The organism is Variovorax sp. GW821-FHT09D04 (genome assembly GCF_059416405.1).
Map to the genome: position 1 here is coordinate 368,157 of NZ_JBWKPA010000002.1, position 17,229 is coordinate 385,385.

15 protein-coding genes are annotated in these 17,229 nt (G+C 66.5%); 5 read left to right on the forward strand and 10 right to left on the reverse strand.

The window, feature by feature from the left end:
* Window positions 1-48: 48 nt before the first annotated feature.
* The 4 genes from AC07O4_RS07965 to AC07O4_RS07980 all read right to left on the reverse strand — a co-directional run bounded on the left by AC07O4_RS07965 (window position 49) and on the right by AC07O4_RS07980 (window position 3,455).
* Window positions 49-561 (reverse strand): Hcp family type VI secretion system effector, encoded by a 513-nt coding sequence (locus tag AC07O4_RS07965; RefSeq protein ID WP_062474768.1) that lies wholly within the window; start codon window positions 559-561, stop codon window positions 49-51.
* An 84-nt stretch (window positions 562-645) separates the two neighbouring features.
* Window positions 646-2,148 carry a type VI secretion system contractile sheath large subunit gene (tssC, locus tag AC07O4_RS07970; RefSeq protein ID WP_495304231.1) on the reverse strand — a complete coding sequence of 501 codons (1,503 nt, stop codon included), beginning with the start codon at window positions 2,146-2,148 and terminating at the stop codon, window positions 646-648.
* Window positions 2,149-2,150: 2 nt separating this feature from the next.
* The gene (gene tssB, locus AC07O4_RS07975; RefSeq protein WP_062474762.1) at window positions 2,151-2,666 is read right to left on the reverse strand and encodes a type VI secretion system contractile sheath small subunit; all 516 of its coding nucleotides are present in this window, start codon (window positions 2,664-2,666) and stop codon (window positions 2,151-2,153) included.
* 120 nt (window positions 2,667-2,786) lie between these two features.
* Window positions 2,787-3,455 (reverse strand): tetratricopeptide repeat protein, encoded by a 669-nt coding sequence (locus AC07O4_RS07980; protein ID WP_159279611.1) that lies wholly within the window; start codon window positions 3,453-3,455, stop codon window positions 2,787-2,789.
* 217 nt (window positions 3,456-3,672) lie between these two features.
* Between AC07O4_RS07980 and tssJ the strand changes: the two genes are divergently transcribed.
* The 4 genes from tssJ to tssA all read left to right on the forward strand — a co-directional run bounded on the left by tssJ (window position 3,673) and on the right by tssA (window position 7,690).
* The gene (gene tssJ, locus AC07O4_RS07985) at window positions 3,673-4,293 is read left to right on the forward strand and encodes a type VI secretion system lipoprotein TssJ (RefSeq protein ID WP_062481131.1); all 621 of its coding nucleotides are present in this window, start codon (window positions 3,673-3,675) and stop codon (window positions 4,291-4,293) included.
* A 79-nt stretch (window positions 4,294-4,372) separates the two neighbouring features.
* Window positions 4,373-5,719, forward strand: coding sequence for a type VI secretion system baseplate subunit TssK (gene tssK, locus AC07O4_RS07990; protein WP_062481129.1), 1,347 nt, complete (start codon window positions 4,373-4,375; stop codon window positions 5,717-5,719).
* A 16-nt stretch (window positions 5,720-5,735) separates the two neighbouring features.
* Window positions 5,736-6,533: a type IVB secretion system protein IcmH/DotU gene (gene icmH, locus AC07O4_RS07995; RefSeq protein WP_062481127.1), complete on the forward strand. Its 798-nt coding sequence runs from the start codon at window positions 5,736-5,738 to the stop codon at window positions 6,531-6,533.
* Complete coding sequence (tssA, locus tag AC07O4_RS08000) at window positions 6,530-7,690, forward strand: type VI secretion system protein TssA (RefSeq protein WP_390347936.1); 1,161 nt, start codon at window positions 6,530-6,532, stop codon at window positions 7,688-7,690. The genes icmH and tssA overlap by 4 nt, the downstream gene beginning before the upstream one ends.
* Before the next feature lie 48 nt (window positions 7,691-7,738).
* Here tssA and AC07O4_RS08005 read toward each other — a convergent pair whose 3' ends face one another.
* The 6 genes from AC07O4_RS08005 to AC07O4_RS08030 form a co-directional block, all read right to left on the reverse strand.
* Window positions 7,739-8,584, reverse strand: a complete 846-nt coding sequence (locus AC07O4_RS08005) for an OmpA family protein (protein ID WP_495304233.1) — start codon at window positions 8,582-8,584, stop codon at window positions 7,739-7,741.
* A gap of 7 nt (window positions 8,585-8,591) precedes the next feature.
* The gene (tagF, locus tag AC07O4_RS08010) at window positions 8,592-9,575 is read right to left on the reverse strand and encodes a type VI secretion system-associated protein TagF (protein ID WP_095950376.1); all 984 of its coding nucleotides are present in this window, start codon (window positions 9,573-9,575) and stop codon (window positions 8,592-8,594) included.
* On the reverse strand, window positions 9,572-13,438 hold the full coding sequence (gene tssM / locus AC07O4_RS08015; protein ID WP_070062956.1) for a type VI secretion system membrane subunit TssM: 3,867 nt from the start codon (window positions 13,436-13,438) through the stop codon (window positions 9,572-9,574). Before tssM ends, tagF begins: the two co-directional genes overlap by 4 nt.
* Window positions 13,439-13,462: 24 nt before the next feature.
* Window positions 13,463-14,935, reverse strand: a complete 1,473-nt coding sequence (locus AC07O4_RS08020; protein ID WP_495304235.1) for a hypothetical protein — start codon at window positions 14,933-14,935, stop codon at window positions 13,463-13,465.
* 102 nt (window positions 14,936-15,037) lie between these two features.
* Entirely contained in the window at window positions 15,038-15,331 is a 294-nt protein-coding gene (locus tag AC07O4_RS08025; protein ID WP_062481115.1) for a PAAR domain-containing protein, read from the reverse strand.
* Window positions 15,332-15,391: 60 nt separating this feature from the next.
* Complete coding sequence (locus AC07O4_RS08030) at window positions 15,392-16,234, reverse strand: M15 family metallopeptidase (RefSeq protein WP_370681903.1); 843 nt, start codon at window positions 16,232-16,234, stop codon at window positions 15,392-15,394.
* A gap of 160 nt (window positions 16,235-16,394) precedes the next feature.
* Between AC07O4_RS08030 and AC07O4_RS08035 the strand changes: the two genes are divergently transcribed.
* Window positions 16,395-17,222: a hypothetical protein gene (locus tag AC07O4_RS08035; protein WP_495304236.1), complete on the forward strand. Its 828-nt coding sequence runs from the start codon at window positions 16,395-16,397 to the stop codon at window positions 17,220-17,222.
* Window positions 17,223-17,229 lie beyond the last annotated feature (7 nt).

A 17,229-nucleotide genomic window follows, 5' to 3' on the forward strand; every position in this document is an offset into this window, starting at 1 on the left:
CAAAAAGAAACCGCGGCCTGCGCCGCGGTCGTCATTGCCCGACTGGCGTCAGACCGAGTAGGTCTTGTCGTTCTTCGTGAGGCTCCAGGCGCCTTGCGAGTTGCCGCCCTGGTTGCCGCCGATCTTCTGCTGCGTGTACTTCCACTGCACGGCGGCGTACTTCAGCGAGAAGGTCTCGCTCGGCACGCTGGCCACATCGGTGCTCACGACCTTCGGGTTCACGCTGGCGATCAGCACGTACTTGAGCTTGATCTCCATGTACTGCACGCGCTTGCCTTCGCCGTCGGCACGGTAGAACTGCACCGTGACTTCGTCGAAGGTGGTGCCGCCCGACGCGTGCTGGTACAGCAGCGGGCTGACGACGTCCATGTCCTTCGTGAAGATCATCTCGCCGTGCTCGCAGCGCTCGGCGGTGTGGCCGCCGGCGGTCGACGCGGTGGCCGAGCGCGGTTGCACGATGCTGTGCTGCCACGAGCTGACTTCGATCCAGTCCTTGTGGTCCTTGTCCTGCGACTCGCCGTTGATGGCCGGGCTGCCGAACTTGACGTAGATATCTTTCATGTTTCTTCCCCTTCTTGATTGATTGATTACTGACAGTTAACGTGTTGCAGCACGGCCCCTCGGCCGCGCACCCGATCTGCCTCCTTACTTATTCACTGACTTCGGCAGATCGGCGACCAAGCGCAGTGAAATAGACAGTTCATCCAGCTGGAAGTGCGGCCGCAGGAACGCGACCGCGCGGTACACGCCGGGCCGCCCGGGCACTTCGCCGACCTGGATGGCGGCTTCGCGCAGCGGGAACTGGGCCTTCTGTTCCTGCGTCGCGTTGTCGTCGAGCAGCACGTACTGCGCGATCCAGCGGTTCAGGAACTGTTCGACGTTGTGCGCCGAGGCAAAGCTGCCGATCTTGTCGCGCATCATGGCCTTGAGGTAGTGCGCGATGCGGGACACCGAGAAGATGTACTGCAGCTGCGCCGAGAGCACCGCGTTGGCGTTGGCGCTGTCGGTGTTGTACTTCTTGGCCTTCTGCAGCGACTGCGCGCCGAAGAACGCCGCGTAGTCGGAGTTCTTGCAGTGCACGAGCGGAATGAAGCCCAGGTCGCTGAGCTCCTTTTCGCGCCGGTCGGTGATGGCGATCTCGGTCGGGCACTTCAGGGCGATCTCGCCCTCGTCGGTCTTGAAGGTGTGCGTGGGCAGGTCTTCGACCAGGCCGCCACCTTCGACACCGCGGATGGCCGCGCACCAGCCGAAGTCGTCGAACGCGGCCGTCAGGCGCGTGGCGAAGGCCCAGGCGGCGTTGCACCACAGGTACTTGGCGTGGTCGGTGCCGTCGACGTCTTCGACGAAGTTGAAGCTGTCGACCACCGTGCCTTCGCGCGGGTGGTAGGGCAGGCGCCCGAGGAAGCGGGGCAGCGTGAGGCCCACATAGCGCGAGTCTTCCGAATCGCGGAACGACTTCCACTTGGCGTACTCGACGGTGTCGAACACCTTGGCCATGTCGCGCGGCTTGCCCAGGTCGGCAAAGCTTTCCAGGCCCAGCAGCTCGGGCGAGGCCGCGCCGATGAAGGGCGCGTGCGCGGCAGCCGCCACGTGCGCCATCTGGTCCAGGAAGTACATGTCTTCGGGCTGGCGCGTGACGTCGAAGTCGCCCACCAGCGCACCGAACGGCGCACCGCCGAAGGTGCCGAATTCTTCTTCGTAGACCTTCTTGAACATCGCGCTCTGGTCGAACTCGACGGCGGCCTTGAAGTCGCGGATCAGGTCGCGCTTGGTGGCGTTGATGACCTTGATCTTGAGCATGGTGCCGGTCGGCGTTTCCTTGACCAGGTACTCCAGGCCGCGCCAGGTGCTCTCCAGCTTCTGGAACTCGGGCGCGTGCATCACGGCGCTGAGCTGGGCGGAGATGAGCGCATCGAGGTCGGCCACGCGGGCGTCGATCATGGCCGACACGTTGTCGGAGACGATCACCGAGCCTTCGAGGACCTGGCTGACCAGTTCGCCGATGAGGTCCTTGGTGCGCGTGTGTTCCACGTCGGACTTGGCGACCTTGCTCTTCTCGACGATCTGGTCGAGCAGGTCGACGGAGACTTCAGACGAAACCTGGGACGAAGAGGCACCGCCCGATGCCGAAAGTGCTTGCGCGGTCATGTTCAGCTTTCGTCCTTCTTGCCAACGCCTTGTCCCAGGCGCTGGAGTTGCTCGGTGTTGTTCAGCACGTCGGCCAGCAGGTCTTCGAGCTTGCTGTTGCCGGCCATCTTGTTGCGCAGGTCGGCCAGCTTGGTGCGCGCGTCGAGCAGGCGCTTGAGCGGCTCGATCTGCTCGACGACGGCTTCGGGCGAGAAGGCGTCCATCGAGTTGAAGGTGAGGTCGACACCGAAGCTGCCGCCGCGTCCGTCCAGCTTGTTCGGCACCTGGAAGGCGGCACGCGGGGCCACGCCCTTCATGACGTCGTCCATGTTGTCGCGGTCGATGTTGACGAACTTGCGGTCCTTGAGCTTGGGCTGCTCGACCTCGGACTGGCCCGCCAGGTCGGCGATCACGCCGACGACGAAAGGCAATTCCTTTTTCTCGATGGCGTCACCGAGTTCCACGTCGTACGTGAGTTGCACGCGCGGCGGGCGCACTTTTTGGAGACGCTTCTGCACGCTCTGTCTTTTGGTCGCCATAAGCTTCAATACCTTCGCAATAGGACTGAGAAACGAATTAAAAAGTTGTACGACCCATTTCCAGATCGCACGCCCATTCGTTAATACATTGGTTTAAAAACCAATTCAAAAACCGGACAATTACTTGAGCGCGTCAAATGGATTGCCGCCACCCGCGCGCGGGGCGGGCGCGGCAGGTGCCGGGCGCGGCGCGGCGACCGGGGCGGGCCGTGCGGCGGCGACCGGGGTCGGCGCGGCGGACGATGACGACGAGGGCGCGGGTGCCGGGCTGGGGGCCGCGGCGCGGCGCGTGGGTGCCGGCCGGGCTTCGGGGCCGGCGGGCACCAGGACCGACAGGCCCAGGGTTTCGCGCAGCAGGGCGGCCAGGCGGTAGGCGTCGGCGTTGGCGTCGCCGCTCAGGCTGCTGTCCTTGCCCAGGTCCTCGATGGAGCGGGCCGCCAGGCGCAGGCCGCCCACGGCGGTGATGCTCTTGGCCTGCCGGCTGGAGGGGTCGCGGCGCAGCGACTCCTCGGCGGCCGAGATGGCCAGGCTGTAGCGGCCTTCGTTGAAGTAGATCTGCGCGATGCGCGACCACGGCTCACCGCGGGTCGGGTTGTCGGTGGCGAGCTGCTGGTACTGACGGATGACGGGCGCCTTGTCGCCGGTGGCGGCTGCCGCGGCGGCATCGACCTCGGCCAGGCTCTTGTTGTAGGCCGCGGTGGCCTGGGCAACGGCCGCGTCCGGCGTGGTGGTACAGGCCGACAAAAAGACGGTGCTCGCAATGGCACCGGCAATCATCGTGCGCGACATGATTTTTCGAATCGACACATTCCCCCCTGATCTGACTTTTTAGCAGGCCGCAATCATTCATTAAATTGCGACCGTTGACAATAACAATACACGATACTACAGCCGCGTGGATGGCAAATGACGGGGGCGGATTAATGCTAATTTCCTAATCGAAAGTCATTTTCGAAATCGGTTAATCCTATTTGGTCCATCGAAATATTGTTACGACTCGCTTTTAATGAAAATATTAATTACATCTGGCGCGCTGCTGGCCGCGTTGATGCTCGGCGGGTGCAGCTCGCCGGCCCTCACGATCGCCAACATCGCGCTCGAGGCGAGCGGACTGAAGAAGCCCGAGCTGCCCGAGTCGCAGAAGCCCCCGCGCAAGGTGACGATGTCGATCGCCGCGGGCAAGAACCTCAACGCCGACGGCCGCAACCGCCCGCTGTCCGTGGTGATGCGCATCTACAAGCTGAAGGAGACGACGGGCTTCTACCAGTCGTCCTTCGACGCCTTCGTCACGCCGGGGCGCGACAAGACGCAGCTGGGCGACGACCTCGTCGAGAGCCGCGAGATCACGCTCATTCCCGACCAGCAATACACCTGGACCGAGATGGTTCCGCGCAGCGCCAACGCGGTGGCCGTGGTGGTGCTGTTCCACTCGCCCGATGCACAGCGCTGGCGCTTCGCCTTCAACGCCGCCGACGCCGAGAAAACCGGCATCGTGATGGGCGCGCATGCCTGCGCGCTCACCGTCACGACAGGCGCGGTGGTGGGCCAGCAGAACGCACAAGGCGCCGCCCCCACGGGCGCGCTCAACCTGTTGGGGCCGGTGACTTGCCGGCCCTCTCCCGCCTGATCTGCAGCGACGGCGGGGCCGTTCAAGTCGACACGACGATGCGATACATTCAAAAAAAATTGAGGGGAGTTGATCCGACGTGAGCTATGCAGCCAAGGTCCTCTGGGGAGAGGGCTTGTTTCTACGCCCCCAGCATTTCCAGCGCCAAGACGCGTACCACGAGGCGCGCCTGCGCGCCACGGCGCAGACGCTGCATCCGTACTTCTGGGGCGTGCGCTCCATCAGCTTCGACCTCGATGCGCTGGCCAGCGGCATGCTGCGCGCCTCGCAGCTGTCGCTGGTGTTCCCCGACGGCGAGCCTTACGCGGCGCCGCAAGCCGACGCGCTGCCCCCGCCCATCTCGCTGGACACGCTGAGCCCGGGCCAGAACGAGATCACCTTCTACCTCGTGCTGCACCCGGTGAAGGAGCTCGGCAAGAACTACACCGACCCCAACGAGGAAGGCTTTGCCGCGCGCTACACCAGCGACGCGACGCAGTCGCTCGACCTGTACACCAACGCCGTGAGCGCCGAGGTGGTGTTCCTGCGCAAGAGCGTGAAGCTCCTGGCCGACACCGAGCCGCGCGAGCAGTTCGTGTCGATCCCGGTGATCCGCATCCGCCGCACCGCCGCGGGCGGCTTCGAGATCGACCGCAGCTTCGTGCCGCCGTGCACCAGCATCGACGCCTCGCCCACCGTGTTCCAGCAGCTGCGCCGGCTGCTCGACGTGCTGCAGGCCAAGGTCAATTCGCTGTACGGCATCCACCGCGAGCCGAGCAAGAACATCATCGAGTTCCGCTCGGGCGACATCGCCTCGTTCTGGCTGCTGCACACGGCCAACTCGGCGTTCGCCTCGCTCTCGCACCTGTTCCATCACCCGTCGCTGCACCCGGAGCGGCTGTTCCAGGAACTGCTGAGCCTGGCCGGCGCGCTGATGACCTTCGCCAAGACCTACTCGCTGAACGACCTGCCGGTGTACGACCACGAGAAGCCCGGCCCGGCCTTCGCCGAGCTCGACCGCATCGTGCGCGACCTGCTCGACACCGTCATCTCCACGCGCTACTTCGCCATTGCGCTCACCGAGACGCGCAACGCCTTCTACCTGGGGCGCCTGGACTCCGGAAAGATCGACGAGAAGACCGTGTTCTACATGTCGGTCACCGCCAGCATGCCGGCCGCCGAGCTGGCCGAGGTGGTGCCGCAGCGCTTCAAGATCGGCGCGCCCGAAGACGTCGACAAGCTCGTGCTCTCGGCCATGCCGGGCGTGCGCATCGTCTACGCGCCGCAGGTGCCGCCGGCCATTCCGATCCGCGCGGGCGCCTGCTACTTTTCCATCGACAGCAAGAGCCAGCTGTACGACCGCATGCTGCAGGCGCAGAGCGTCACCATCTACGCGCCGGCCGGCATCCCCGACATGCAACTCGAACTGATCGCCGTGACCGGCTGATCACCCGCCCGATCGTATGAACACCACCACCCTCAACAAGGCCCCTTCCCTGCTGGGCGCCGACGCGCCGCCCGCTTCGTTCACGCCGGCCGGCGTGGCGCCCGACGCCGATTCGAGCCTGCTCGACCTGCTGTACGACGGCTTCGTGATGCTGTTCCTGCTGAAGAAGAAGCAGCAGCCGGCCACCACCGAGCAGTTCCTCACGGGCATCCGCAACTACCTGGGCGAGTTCGAGCGCAACGCGCGCAAGCTCGACGCCACGGCCGAGCAGATCCACGCGGCCAAGTACGCCTTCTGCGCCACGGTCGACGAGTTCGTGCTCTCGGCGCCCGAGTTCGCCATCCGCTCCGAGTGGGAGCGCCGGCCGCTGCAGCTCACGCTGTTCGGCGACCAGCTGGCGGGCGAGAACTTCTTCAACATGCTCGAGGTCGAGCGGGCCCACGGCGCCGCGCGCATCCAGACGCTCGAGGTGTTCTACATGTGCCTGCTGCTGGGCTTCCAGGGCAAGTACGCCATCGACGGCACCGAGAAGCTGGCCTACCTCACGGCGCGCGTGGGCGACGAGATCGCCAACGCGCGCGGCAAGCGCACGCCCTTCGCGCCGCACTGGCCGCTGCCCGACCTCATCTCGCACTCGCTCAAGCGCGAGGCGCCGCAGTGGGTGGTGGCCGCGCTGTTCGCGCTCATCGGGCTGCTGGGCTTCATCGGCCTGTCGGCGCACCTGGGCAGCACCACGCAGGGCGCGCTCGCGAGCTACCAGGACATCGTGAAGCTCGGCCCGCGCCAGGCCAACCTGACGATCTCGCTGCCATGACCACGGCCGCGACGAACCGCCTCGACCTCGCGGCTCTGCTGGCCCCGATCTCGGAGGCCAAGCCCTGCGGCGAGGACATGCTGTTCTCGCGCGAGTTCGACGCCATCCAAGAGGCGCGCAAGCACGACGATCCCTCGCTCGAACAGGGCGAATGGGTCATCGAGCTGAAGGAAGCCAACTGGCCTTTCGTGATTTCGGAGTGCGAGAAGCTGCTGCGCGCGTCCACCAAGGATTTGCGGCTGGGCGTGTGGCTCACCGACGCGCTGGCCAGCCAGCGCGGCTTCGAGGGGCTGGCCGACGGCTACCGCCTGCTCAGCGGCCTGTGCCGCCAGTACTGGGATGAACTGCATCCGCAGCCCGAGGGCGGCGACATCGAGATGCGCATCGGCACCGTCACCTGGCTGATCTCGCGCTCGGTCGAGCTGCTGCAGCGCGCGCCCATCGTGAGCGACGGCCACACCGGCCACAGCGCGCTGGTGTGGGAGACCGCGCTGGCGCTCGACCAGGCCATCCGCCGCACGCCGGCGCAGGCCGACGAGCTGCAACGCAACAAGGTGACGCTCGAGCAGTTCGACCGCCTGCGCCGCGCCACGCCCGCGAAGTTCTTGCAGAAGACGCACCGCGACGTGCAGGCCTGCGAGCAGGCGCTGGCCGAGTTCGAGGCCGTGTTCGACGAACGCACCGCCTCCAACGGCCCGAGCTTTCGCGCCGCGAAGGACGCGGCCACGGCCATCCGCCAGGCCGTCGAGCGCTTTGCGCGCGAGGCCGGCGTGCCGATCGACAACGGCGCGGCGCAGCAAGCCACTGCCGCTGCACCGGCCGCCAGCGCACCGGCTGCCCCGACCCGCATCGAACCTGTCTTCGACGCCGCCATGCCCCATTCATCTCCCACCTACCACGCGGCGGTGCATGTGCCCGCCGCGCTGCCACCCGGCATCCACAGCCGCGCGCAGGCCATCGCGCAGCTCAAGGAAGTGGCGGCGTATTTCGAGCAGACCGAGCCTTCGAGCCCGGCCGCCTACATGGCGAACAAGGCCGCGCGCTGGGCCGACATGCCGCTGCATGCCTGGCTGCGCAACGTGATCAAGAACGAGCAGGAGCTGGCCCAGCTGGTGGACCTGCTCGATCTGCCCAAGGGCGACGACGAGTCGCGTTGACTGCGCGCTGAGCGAAAGAAAAAAGGCCCGCGTTGCGGGCCTTTTTATTTAGCGTCCGACCCGGAACTCGATGCGCCGGTTGCGCGAACGCCCCTCGTCGGTCGCGTTGCTCGCCACCGGCTGGTCCGGGCCCACGCCCGAGGTCGTGAGCGTCATCGGGTCGATGCCCTTGCCCACCAGGTAGCCTTTGACCGATTCGGCGCGCGACTGGCTCAGCGCCAGGTTCGACGTGCGGTTGCCGGCGTTGTCGGTGTGGCCCACCACCGCCACCGACTTGTTGGTGAGCTTCTGCAGGATGGGCGCCATCTCGTCGAGGATGGCGCGGCCCTTGCCCGTGAGCGTGGCGCTGCCCAGCTCGAACTCGATGGTGCGGTTGCCCAGCACCTGGTCGACCGCGATCTGCTCCGACGCGGGCACGCGCAGGCTGTTCTTGATGGTGTAGGTCGGGTTGAGCGAATTCGCCATGTCGCTCACGATCTTCTGGCGCAGCGCCTCGTTGCCGACCTCGCCGCTGAGCGCCATCTGCGTGCCCTCGATCTGGAGCTGGCCGCGGTGGATGTCCTTGAGCGAGGGCGTGATCAGCCGCTGCACGTTGGCGGCCCAGTTGGCCGGCATGCTGACGGTGTTCACCACCTCGATCTTGTCGATCACGCCGCTGGGGCCATAGACGCGGCGCAGCGCCTCGATGACGGCGATGCGCGTGGCTTCGTCGGGCACCTGCCCGCCGGCCACGACCGGCTCGCCCTTGCCGACGGCCGCGGGCGTGGTCTCGACGCGGGCGGCGGTGGCGCCCGCCGCGGGCGGTTGTTGCTGTGGTTGCTGGGCCTGCACGGCCGGCACGAGCGCGAGCCCGCAGGCCATGGACAGCACGAGAACGCGCAAAGAACAATTCATGACCGTGTCATTCCCCGATGAAGACTTCGCGAAAGGCGGTGAGCACGATGTCCAGCGGCAGCTGCGGCTGGTCGAGGTAGCTCACCAGCTTGAACATCGCGTAGTTGCTGTGGATGGTGTCCTCGACCCACTCCGGGTTGTCGATGTCGATGTTGTGCTCGGTGTAGACCTGCGGGTGCAGCACGCTCTGCAGGCTGCGCGGCGACAGGCCGTTGAAGCCGATCACCAGCCGCGAGCGGCCGTCGATCTCGGTGACCAGCAGCACCAGCTCGAAGTCGGCCTTGGCCAGGAACTGCGACACCATCTCGAGCCAGAAGGTGGCGATCAGCGAGCGGTCGACCGGGTCGCGCGGCAGCGGCAGCGTGAGCCCCTTTTCCAGGTGCGACACCGCGCTGGCCATCACCGGCTGCAGCAGCAAACCCAGCGCCAGGATGGCACGGCGCAGCGACACCTTGTGGCCGTCGAAGTTGAGCATCTGCTCGATGCGCAGCAGGCTGGTGTCGCGCGTGAACGCCGCATAGGTGGCGCGCGAGGCCGACTTCTTGAAGCCGGTCTCGATGGCCGGGTCGATGGCCTCGAACTTCTTCAGCTCGTTGTCCAGGTCGGTGCCGGCCGCCAGCGACTGCACCTGCACCGCCATGCGGTCCCAGTAGGGGCCGATGAGCATCGGCGCGCCGCGCATGAAGTCGAGCGCCTCGTCCACGTCCACCGAGGTGGCCGCCAGGAACGGGTAGCGGCGCGACGACTCGTCGCGGCTGGGGCGCACGTGCCCCGCAATGGCCACGCGGCTGCGCGAACCCAGGCACACGAAGTGCATCGGCGCGGCGTTGTCGTAGATCAGCTTCCAGCGCGGGTCTTCCGACAGCATCTCCATGGTCTGCGACAGCCAGTGGTCGAACACCTTGATGAGCTGCGGGTTGTACAGGCCCTTCACGAAGTCGCCGCGACCGGGCAACTTGCCGAAGTAGCACAGCTGTTGTGGCGCGCTCATTTGCCTGCTCCCCCTGCCTGCACCGGCGCCTGGGCCGGTGCCTGAACCGCTGCGGGTGCTGCTGCGCGCGGCACACCGATCTCCGCGACCGTCGACGGCAGCACCGTGCCGCGCAGGCCCTTGCCTTGCGGCGAATCGCCGCCCGAACCGGCCGACTGCGTGTTCTGGATCACGCGCAGCTTGACGGTCACGCTCGCGTTGTCGCGCGCCCATGTGAGCTCGAAGCTGCCGTCGGGCAACTTGGTGCGTTGCGCCGTACTCAGCAGGCGCTCCAGGCCGAAGTTGCCCGGCTCGTTGATCAGCTCGACCGTGCGCCCGTCGAAGGTCACTGCGGTGATCTTCGCGCCCGGCGTGCCCTGTGCGTTGGGCCAGACGAAGTTGGACCACTGCGGCGGCGTGTTGCGGTAGCGCAGCTGCTGGCCGTCGATCTCGACCATGTATTCCGTCAGGCCCGACACGGGCTGCGGCAGGATCTGGAACAGCGTCTGCGGCTGCGCGCTGCCGCCGGCCCCGGCCGCGGCGCCACCCGACAGCGGTGCCACCCACTGCGCAAAACCGTTCACGAAGTCGGGGCTCAGCGTGAGGCCCTGGTCGCCCCAGGCGCGCGGCGACAGCAGGTCGCCGCGGCGGATCACCAGCGAGCCCAGCGTGGTCGTCACGAACTTGCCGATGGCGCCTTCAGGCCCGAAGAACTGCGCGATCTCCGCCGGCGAGGCTTCGATCTTCGCGCTCGCCGAGAACGGGTACTTGGTGGCCAGCGACTGCTGGAAGGGCTGGTGCACCTGCGCGCTCCAGATCTTGTTGACCTCCACCGCCGTCGGCTGCACTGTCACCGCATAGGCCTGCAGGAGCGGCCGCACCAGCAGCGGGCGCAGCGCCTGGCGCTGCGCGGCGTCCATGCCGGTGAGCATCTGCTCGTCGACGTACTTGAGCGCATCGGCCAGCTCGGAGCCGTTGCCCTCCAGCGTCTGCTGCATGAGCTGGCGCGCGCCCGGCCCGGGGTCGCCCTGGTTCTTGATCTGGTTGAAGCGCCCGCGCAGCTTGGACAGCGTGCCCAGGTAGCCGCGCAGCAGCGAGGTGTTGTCGCGCTCGACCACCAGGCGCGCCACGCCCGCGAACTCGCGCCCGATCGGGCCCATCGGGATTTCCGTGGCGCCGCCGTTGAGGTCGACGTTCACGTTGACCTGCGACGGCGTGGCGCGGCTGAAGAGCCGCTTGAACCAGTTGAAGGCCCCGGTGCGCGCCTGCTGCAGGCCGGCGTTGACCAGCGAGGGGTTGTCCCATGAGGTCTGGTCGTACACCGTATCGAAGACCTTGCGGATCGGCGAGTTCTGCGGATCGCCCAGCTGGTTCATCGCCACCACGGCCTGCTCGAAGCTGCCCATGTCCTTCACCGCGATGCCCTGCAGGAAGCGTTGCCACTCCTTGGCGTACTCCAGCTTGTACATGGTGGCCAGCGTCTTGCGGATCTGCTCCGGGCTGCCTTCAAGCGTCAGGTCGTCGTTGCCGGCAACGTTGAGCACCCAGTCCTTGCTCGATGTTTCCTTGTTCGCGGCGTCGCGGATCGCGTCGTCCACGTACTGCTGCCAGGCCTCGCGCGTGAACGCGCCCGAGATGGCGACGCTGCCGGCGAGGGTGCCTTCGGCTTCGGCGCTGCTGGCCGTTGCCCCGAGGATGCGCGCCACGGTCATCGGCGCGAAGCGCGTGGAAGCGCGCGCCTTGATCTCGGCGTACACGCGTTCGCGCGCCGGCATGCCGCGCACCACGCGACGCAGGTTGTCGCGCGTCTGCTCGACCAGCGCCAGGTTGGTGTCGGCCAGCGCGGGCCAGTTGTCGTCGCCCACGCGGCGCAGGTAGAAGGTGATCATGCGCTCGGCGTCGCGGATGACCGCCGCGCGCGGCATGTCGCCGCGGTTGCTCTCCAGCCAGCCGCGCCAGAAGCGCGAGATCTGGTCGGTGAGGTGCGCCGTTTCCACCTGCCGCTTGTCGGACAGCATGAGGTAGGTCTTGAGCGCGTTGTAGGCGTCCTGCACGTCGGCCGGCGAGGAGCCGGCATACAGGCCGCCGCCTTCCGGCGCTGCGGCGGGTGCCGTGGTGGTCGTGGCACCGGCGACCGGCAACGGCGCGGGCGCCGTGCCGCCCGTCAGTGCGGCCACCGCGTCGGCGCGCTTCAGGCGGTCGGGGTGCGCGTTCACCTCGCGCAGGAAGGCCTGCAGGTTGTCCGACACCGGCGCGAGCATCAGCTGCTTCACGCCGCCGTAGTACTCGGCCACGAGCTTGTCTTCGAGCTGGTTGCCCTGGTACAGGCCCAGCGACAGCGACAGCGGCCGGTCGTTGCGGAATTTCTCGAGCTGCTCGATGCGGTCCTGCAGGATGCCCAGCGCCTCGAAGCGCGTGCGCAGCCCGTTGTCGCTGGCCTGCAGCTTGACCACCTTGTCGAGGTCGGCCTGCACGTTCTCCACCAGCTGGCGGTTGCCGAGGTACGACCAGGTCCAGCCGCCCAGCAGCAGGCCCAGCACGGCGACGAAGGCGAAGAAGCTCACGTAGCGCACGCGCGCCTTCACGGGGCTGGAGAACTGCCGCACCGTCTTCTTGTCGGCAAAGATCACCTTGGAGAACAGGTCGCGCAGGAAGAACCCGTTCTGCGAATAGATTTCCTTCGACTTGGTGGCCGCGTTGCTCAGCGTGAGGCCGAAGCGCTTGGCGATGCGCTCGGTCGACAGGCTGCGCATCGTGCCTTCCTGCAAGGCGCTGGTGAAGTAGAAACCGCGGAACACCGGCTTGTGCTGGAAGGGGTTGCTCTCGAACAGCGTGGCCAGGAAGGCGCGCAGCGCGGGCTTGATGGCCGCGAACTCGAGCGGAAAGATCAAGAGCTCGGGCGACGGGTCGCTGCTGCGGTGGTTCGCGAAGTGCGAGACGCTGATTTCCTTCAGGCCCATGTAGAGCTCGTCGAAGCGCTTGTCGAACAGCGCCACGGCGTCCTGCTTCTCGTCACCGTCGTACGGCAGCGAGGCGCCCCACACGCGGTCGCGCTCCATCTTGTCGCTGTCGCCGAAGAATTCTGCAAAGCCGGTGATCAGGTCGGCCTTGGTGAACATCACGTACACCGGCGCGAACACTTCGAGCCGCTCGGTGAGTTCCTGCATGCGCTGGCGCAGGTTCTTCGCGAGTTGAATGGCGAAGTCGGGCCGGCTGCCAATCAGCTCGGGAATGCTGGCCGTGATGATGATGCCGTTGATGGGCGCCTTCGGCCGGTACTTCTTGAGCAGGTCGAGGAAGCCGAACCACTCCTTGCGGTCTTCCTGGTGAATCGAATAGCGGCCCGCCGTGTCGAGCACGATGCCTTCGGTGGTGAAGAACCAGTCGCAGTTGCGCGTGCCGCCAATGCCCTGGATCACCGCGTTGCCCTTGTCGGCGAACGGGAACTGCAGGCCCGAATTCAGGATGGCGCTGCTCTTGCCCGCCGCCGGGTTGCCGATGACCATGTACCAGGGCAGCTCGTACAGCGCCTCGCTGCCCGACATCTGCCCGATCTTCGAGGTCTTGATGGTCTTCACCGCCTCGACCATGCGCCCGCGCAGCTCGTCGATCTCGGCCTTGCGCTCGGGGTCGCTGTCGCGCACGGCGGCGTCGGCCTGGTCCTCGAGCATGTCGCCGAGCTTGCGGTTGGCCGCGCGCGTGCGCATGCGCCGCACGAACCACACCAGCAGCCACAACAGCAGCAGCACCACGAAGATGCCGACGGCCCAGATCGCGCCGACTTCGAGCGTCTGCGCCCCGAGCAGCAGGAACGCGCCGAGCGCGATGGCGCCGATCACCGACAAGGTGCGCGGATCGGCCAGGAAACTGAAGAATCGCCGCATAGAAGTTTCTGGAATCGGTCCTGTTTAAGTAGCGGATGACGCGGGGCTCGCCGGGCCGGCCAGGAGGGCCGTCCGCGCGAGCGCGTCCTGCACGGAAATGGCGAGCACGTGCCGTGCATCGCGCGCGGCCAGGTGGCACGCGAGCACGACGGCACTCATGTCGGCCGCGGCCCCCAGGTGACCCAGGGTGGCGCAGACAGAAAGGTTGTTTTCGAAGGGCACGTGCGGCAGCCGCTCCTGCACGAGCTTGGCCACTTCGGTGACGCGGCTGGTGCGGTGGTCGGCGTCGCTCACGACCCAGTCGACCTGGGCGGTCTCGAGCGTCGAGGTGGCGAGCAGGTGCTGGGCGAAGCGATCGAGCAGGCTGGCATCGGGTGTGCGCGCGGTGTCGGCCGAGGCCTCGCGCTGGCCGCTGGCACTGCGCGACAGCCGCACGGCCTCGGCCGGTGCCAGCAGTGCATCGCCGGCGCGCACGAGCAGCAGGCCCGCGGCGGCTTCGCCGGGCACGCGGCCCTTGCGGCGCGTGGCGGTGTACAGCAGGCCGTCGGCCTCCCAGCGCGCAATGCTCGCTTCGGACACCGAGGAATCGGCCGCCAGCGCGATCCACAGCGCGGGCCTTTGCTCGCGATGCAGCGACAGGCTGATGCGGTCGAGCAGCGCCATGCCGGACACGCCGTCTTCGCTCTTGAAGCAGTCGACAAGCCAGCGCTGCGAGGCATCGCCTTCGCGCACGCGCTGCTGCACCCACTGCGTGGCGATCGCGCGTTCGCTCTCGCTCCATGCACCCGGCAACAGCAGCGAGAGGTTCAGCTGCGGCGCCGCCGCCGGCCCCGGGATGACGCCGCCGCTGGACACGAAGCGCCCGGGCGCGCGCACCGCGAGCGCATCGCCCGCGTTGGCGATGGCTTCGGCCGCGGACGCCAGCAGCTCCTGCAGCACGTCGGACATGAGATGGATGGCGCGCAGCCGATCGTCGGGCAGCGCATCGATATCGAAAGCTTCGCCAGCGGGTTGCAGGCTTTCGCGCAGGTGCTCGCGCAGCTCGTTCTCGTCGATGCCTTCGACGCGGCCCGCGATGACGGGAAAGCCTTCGCCGTCACGCAGTTCGGGAACGATCTCTGGCGTCTGCGCCTGGCCGATCGCCGTGGCCACCGTGTCGGCATCGCTGCCGCGCGGCGTGCGAAGGGCGAAGGCCAGCACGGCCATCTGCAGGCGCTCCTGCGAAGCCTCGGTTGCCGCGGCATTCGATGAGGCCGCGGCGCCTGCGGCCACTGTCGCCCCGGCTGCGGGCAACGCGGCAGCGGGCGCGGCCGTGAAGATGCGGCGCAGCACCACATAGAAGAGCATCAGCGCCAGCGGCAGCACCACGAGGTAGAGCACGATGTCGCTCGTGCTCGGCATGCGCGCCGTGTACTGCCAGTAGACGATCACGAGCACCCACACCGTGATGAACACGGCGCAGGCCAAAAGAACGGGCTTGATCAGTCGCGACAGCATCCGGAGTTTTCGAACGCCTGGGTCACGCGATGGTGATGGCAGCGGCCCACGCGGTCGCGTGACCGCATGCCATGCCTGCAGCCGAAGAAGGAGACACCGCCGTCATTCGGACGCGGAAGCGATCTGGCTCGACAACAGCCTGCAACCGCAGGCCGCCCGGTCGCCGTGGCGCGCCACGCGACGGCCATCGATCGACACGCAGTCGCTGCCCGTCACGATGGGGTTGATGCCATGGCCGGGCCGCGGGCACGACACCATGTCGCCGATGCGCGCCACACGCCGTTCATCGATGTGCGTGTTTTCGGATGCGGTGATCACGAAGCCACCGTGGTCGGTCTTGTCATGCAGAACGATCCACGGGCGGTCGTTGTCCGCCTCGGGTTGATCCTCACCCATTTGAACTCTCCCCCTTGATTGCCTCGTGGTGTGCCGATGCGACAGGTGTCGTCTCGGCATTCAGTTGCGTGACAATTTAAATCCCGGCTTGCGGTACTCCACGTGACCGTAATCCCTGAAGGACCATCGACCACCCCACACCAAGCCCACGGACTCGGCCGCTTCGCCATAGAGGCGATAGCCTTCCATGGCCCATGGATCTTTTTCAGAGATCACCAGCTTGCCATTGCGATAGAACGCGTTGTCTGCCGCAAGTCCATACTGATGATAGCTTTGATTGGCCTTCGCCATGGTCACTGTATTGCCCAATGCAGCGAGTTTGGCTTGTCGTTCGGGGCTGCGATAACCCTCGAGCAATGCGAGGTCGTAGCCGTGCTTTTCTTTCATGATCTTGTAGACGAGCAGCAAACGATTACGAAAGTCCACATCGAGAACAGCCCAGTCCCGACTGCCTTCTTTCGTGAGCGGACGAATCTGCTCGACCTCTGCCGTCGCAAACACCTCGGGCGGCAACGGCTGCGGCGGCACCAGCTGCTCGCCCTTGAGCAAGGCCTCGATCTTCGGATCGCTTGTGGCGGCCCAGTCGTCGAAGAACAGAACCCGGCCACTTCCGAAAGTCACACTTAACAACACCGGCACGATAAGCAGACCCATACCCGACAGCAACAAGTAGCGATGCCTTACGGCAAAAGTACGCACTCCCGATCCGCTGTCGCGCATCAACTGAAAACTTGCTTCGGACACAAAGCCGAGACGACGTCCTATTCCAATAAAAAAGAATGCAATAGCAGTAGAAATTGAGACCGTCGCTCGCAACACACGGTCACGAAAAGAAGGGAACAAGAAGATGGCAAGTGCTGCCACCATCAAGGCAAAATAACAAAAGAGAGTGAAGAAGATCAACGGTGTTCAATGAGAGCCACTCAATTGTATGAGTCGCTTAAAAATTTGAACCCATCGCACGCAGCACCTTGTTGCATCCCAATTGCGATATCGCGTTGATCACGCCACATAAAGCCGAGGGGAGAAATCACATGCCCGCAGCCAGCCGGACCACCCATCCATGATGGGCGCGTCAGACGCCCACAAGGACCGACCGAGCCTGCTCGGTTCGAGCGCACCCACCGCGGCCACATCGACCGCCGCACCCGCAGGCGAATCCACGCGTGTGCTCGCACAGTTCGGTGGCCGCGAAAGCGGCGCGCGCTCTTTCTTCGCACGGCCCGGCGTGTGGGCTTCGCTCGCGGTGCTGCTCGGTGTGGCAGGTGCCACGACCTACCACCTGCAATCGAAGCGCGCGGATGCCGCAGCCACGACCGTGGCGGCAGCAACGCCTGCGCCGGTTGCAGCGCCTGCCGCCAAGGAACCACCGAAGCCCGACGCGCCCGTTGCAGCCGCGGCACCGGAGCCCACGCCCGCACGCATCATCGAAGGCGACAGCACGCCGCCGCCGGCACCACAGCAGCAACAGCAACAACCACAGGCCTCCACGCCGTTCGCAGCCATCGGTGCGCAGCCCATGGCCGTGCCGCCGGCCGCGAAGCCTGCGCGCGTTGCGGCGGCCTCCCCCGCAAAGAAGGCAGGCGCCGACAGCAAGGCCAGCACCGTTGCTGCAAAGAAACCGGAGCGCATCGCGTCGGGCTCGAAGAAGCCCGTGCGCACGGCCGCGAACGGCAAGCCCGTCAAGACCGCTGCCAACACCAGCAAGGCCGCGAAGCCCGCCGCGCGCACCGACCTCGCGCAGACGGCGGCACGGCCGAAGGGGCCCGATCCCGACACCGACCTGCTGACCGCGCTGCTCAAGCGCAGCAAGACCTCCGACCCCGCACCGTCGGCGCAGGCCACTGCCGCAACGGCGGACTGCAAGCCGGGCGCACCTTGCAAGCCTTGAGCATCCG

Coding starts and splice junctions, on each gene's coding strand:
- AC07O4_RS08035 (WP_495304236.1), top strand. CDS start 16,395: ATGATGGGCGCGTCAGACGCCCACAAGGACCGACCGAGCCTGCTCGGT.
- tssC (WP_495304231.1), bottom strand. CDS start 2,148: ATGACCGCGCAAGCACTTTCGGCATCGGGCGGTGCCTCTTCGTCCCAG.
- tssJ (WP_062481131.1), top strand. CDS start 3,673: ATGAAAATATTAATTACATCTGGCGCGCTGCTGGCCGCGTTGATGCTC.
- tssM (WP_070062956.1), bottom strand. CDS start 13,438: ATGCGGCGATTCTTCAGTTTCCTGGCCGATCCGCGCACCTTGTCGGTG.
- AC07O4_RS07965 (WP_062474768.1), bottom strand. CDS start 561: ATGAAAGATATCTACGTCAAGTTCGGCAGCCCGGCCATCAACGGCGAG.
- AC07O4_RS07980 (WP_159279611.1), bottom strand. CDS start 3,455: ATGTCGCGCACGATGATTGCCGGTGCCATTGCGAGCACCGTCTTTTTG.
- AC07O4_RS08025 (WP_062481115.1), bottom strand. CDS start 15,331: ATGGGTGAGGATCAACCCGAGGCGGACAACGACCGCCCGTGGATCGTT.
- icmH (WP_062481127.1), top strand. CDS start 5,736: ATGAACACCACCACCCTCAACAAGGCCCCTTCCCTGCTGGGCGCCGAC.
- tagF (WP_095950376.1), bottom strand. CDS start 9,575: ATGAGCGCGCCACAACAGCTGTGCTACTTCGGCAAGTTGCCCGGTCGC.
- AC07O4_RS08005 (WP_495304233.1), bottom strand. CDS start 8,584: ATGAATTGTTCTTTGCGCGTTCTCGTGCTGTCCATGGCCTGCGGGCTC.
- AC07O4_RS08020 (WP_495304235.1), bottom strand. CDS start 14,935: ATGCTGTCGCGACTGATCAAGCCCGTTCTTTTGGCCTGCGCCGTGTTC.
- tssA (WP_390347936.1), top strand. CDS start 6,530: ATGACCACGGCCGCGACGAACCGCCTCGACCTCGCGGCTCTGCTGGCC.
- tssB (WP_062474762.1), bottom strand. CDS start 2,666: ATGGCGACCAAAAGACAGAGCGTGCAGAAGCGTCTCCAAAAAGTGCGC.